Raw genomic sequence first — 2,832 nt, 5'->3', positions numbered from 1 at the left:
CAAAACGACTTGAGCCAACAACACTAACCTCGCATGGACTCAAAAACCCAATGAGGCAATCACTCAGAATTTACAGCGCCAGATACATTGCCGCTTCATTAGGCAGCGAAAAACAATATTGAATTGCCGACAAAACCTGAACGAAATGCCAAAGGAATTGACAATAACAACCTGCTGATTTTTATGGATTAAGCATAACGCCGCGTTAAGGGGCGCCGGCACGCACTACAAAAGTGACCGCATCACACCTTAACCACTAAACTTGCCGTAAATTGAAAATGCCACGCGTGCCAAGTCCCTCTTAAACGCTTTGTTATGCGTTGCAGCTAACATCGACACTTTGCTTCATTTGACTGCCAATTGCCAACAAGCAACCGGATAAAATGAAAAGCTCAGCCATATGGGCCAAAAATGAAATAGAGCTACTCACTAAACCTCTGTCGATAAAGGTTACGATACCAAGAGCTTAACTCGACTTACCTTTGAAAACCAAAACCAGACGCTAAAAAGCTGAATTAACTCATAAATTTAGTCGTAATGACTTTGAGTTTTAGCGTGAGAAACCGAAAACTTGAGCTCAAACTTTGCAACTAAGATCGCTTCATTCGACTCAAAAACGCACTGAACTTAAATGAGGCGACTCTCTGAATTTTTAGCGCTCACGAATGGATGTCCAGAAAATAGCGCCCACAAAAGTCAACTTGCCGACAAACACAAAACTGAAAAGCTGAGGGAACAAAGAAAACCATAAACTACTGATTTTACTTGATTAAGCATAACGCCGCGTTAAGGGGCGCAGGCACGCAATACAAAAGTGACCGCATAACACCTTAACCACTAAACAAACTGCAAACCAAAAATGCCACGCGTGCCAAGTCCCTCTTTAACGCTTTGTTATAGCGCAAATGTTGCACTTTGCATTCGTTCATTGACTTGATTTAGCACGCTAGGAATTGGGGTTTGACTCAATTTATCGACGTTAAGCTTAAACTTTTCAACTCTAGAGAAGTTTTCATGAAACTCACTACTTTCAGAGATGATCACTTTATCAAGGTTATAACCGATAGAGTTAAACTGATCAGCTGTAATATCAATAATATAGCCGTCACATTGCAGCCAAGCATGAGATTGCTCTCTATTATTACCAAGCCCTCTAGCAGAAACATAAGTACAGTCTTTGTCGTAATTCTGCTTCAAAAATAAACCTAAAAGCTGAGATGTATCACCACAACAGCCTCCAGGAAAGCCATTTAAACACTGATAAAAACTCGTGTTTGAGTGAAACTCTGATTTATCGATAGATTCCAGAACTGCTCTGATTTTTTTGATTTCATTAATAATCGAGTTTTCCAAATTTCCTCCGAAGTAGAATTGCGCTATAACGCCCGCCTAAGGGGCTGGCAACGCATTAACACTAAACTCAAACACAACAACTGCAACCACCGCGGCTCATTGGGACTGGAAACGCCGCGCGTTGACAGTCCCTCTTGAGGCGTTTGTTATGTGTGTGTTTCTGATGCCCACCCTTCCATTTAAAGGGGTAGCGAAAGGCATTTATGCCAAACAGCATTCGATAAAAAACCATCATATACACAAGACTAAGATGCTTCATATCGATATATTTCGGCTCTGAACTCTAGCTAAGCTATTGATTAATATCTCTTGTTTTTCGCTATTTGTTGCACTACTCCAACGACATATCTCATCAAGAGTCCTACCACAACCTATGCAGATATCTTTGTCATCTAAACAACAATGACGAACACAAGGACTTTTATATGAACAAGTTTCAATTGGTTCAGCTCTTTTAACTTTTTGATTTTCAGACATAGTGCACCTCACGTCTGAATTATAAGCGCAGAGCTGTGAAAATTTTTCAGAAAAACACATAACGCCCGCCTAAGGGGCTGGCAACGCACTACCACTAAACTCAAACATAACAACCGTAACCTCCGCGGCTCAATGGGACTGGAAACGCCACGCGTTGACAGTCCCTCTTGAGGCGTTTGTTATGTGCCGATGCTCGAACATCAGGACAACAACTAATGTGAAGACTACTACCAACCAAGAAATAAGGTTTTAATACGACTTGGCACAGTCGCAGGTCTAATATTTACGATATCTGAACTTTGAAAATTGTATTTATCAGGAGATTCATCAACAGTTGGCTCAAAAGCTACCTTGTCTCGCACACTTAAATCGTAGAGTATGACTCCAGACCTCAATCTCACATCAACTTTGTACAAATCCCAGTGTAAATTAGAGCCACATTTTGACCTTAACTCATCTGGAATCTCAATTAGCGGCATTACTCTCTCCGTTTCAACTCGTATGCACATAACGCTGCGTTAAGGGGTGAATGCCGCACAAACCAACTTCCCGCAGACCACTTTCACCACAAAGCTCACCGCAAACCAAAAATGCCACGCGGCACGAATCCCACTTAAACGCCTTGTTATGCTTAAACTTCAATGGGTTACGTTTTGCTGGAAACAAGATTAACTCGACTTTGATTTACAAACAAAAGCCAAAACGTAGAAAACCGAAATGAATCATAGTTTTGATAATCAGGCTCGGAATTTTGGCAAATCTGGTTTGACGTTTGAAAACCTAAAAATGGATTTCTGATTGAGCCAACCGCCCTAACCTCGCGCTTACCCGAAAATTGATTGAGGCAATTCTCTGAATTTTCAGAGCCAAAGAATAAGTGTCCGAAAAACAGCGCTCAAAAAAGCCAACTTGCCGACGATCACAAAACTAAAAACTGAGGGAACAAAGAAAAACCAATAAACCACTGATTTTACGATGATTAAGCATAACGCCCGCCTAAGG

The 2,832-nt window shown here is 41.2% G+C and carries 2 protein-coding genes and 1 pseudogene; all 3 read right to left on the bottom strand.

What is annotated here, in order from left to right:
- Positions 1-894: 894 nt before the first annotated feature.
- Positions 895-1,353, bottom strand: a complete 459-nt coding sequence (locus D908_RS00100; RefSeq protein WP_005528074.1) for a hypothetical protein — start codon at positions 1,351-1,353, stop codon at positions 895-897.
- Between the two features lie 255 nt (positions 1,354-1,608).
- Entirely contained in the window at positions 1,609-1,890 is a 282-nt protein-coding gene (locus tag D908_RS0120140) for a DUF1289 domain-containing protein (protein ID WP_001894429.1), read from the bottom strand.
- Positions 1,891-2,605: 715 nt separating this feature from the next.
- Positions 2,606-2,787: pseudogene (locus tag D908_RS23265) on the bottom strand (hypothetical protein); the annotation flags it as partial.
- Positions 2,788-2,832 lie beyond the last annotated feature (45 nt).

This window comes from Vibrio mimicus CAIM 602, assembly GCF_000338875.1.
GTDB classification, from domain to species: domain Bacteria; phylum Pseudomonadota; class Gammaproteobacteria; order Enterobacterales; family Vibrionaceae; genus Vibrio; species Vibrio mimicus.
The sequence above is the reverse complement of the archived record's forward strand: the minus strand, read 5'-3'. Positions and strand labels throughout refer to the sequence as shown.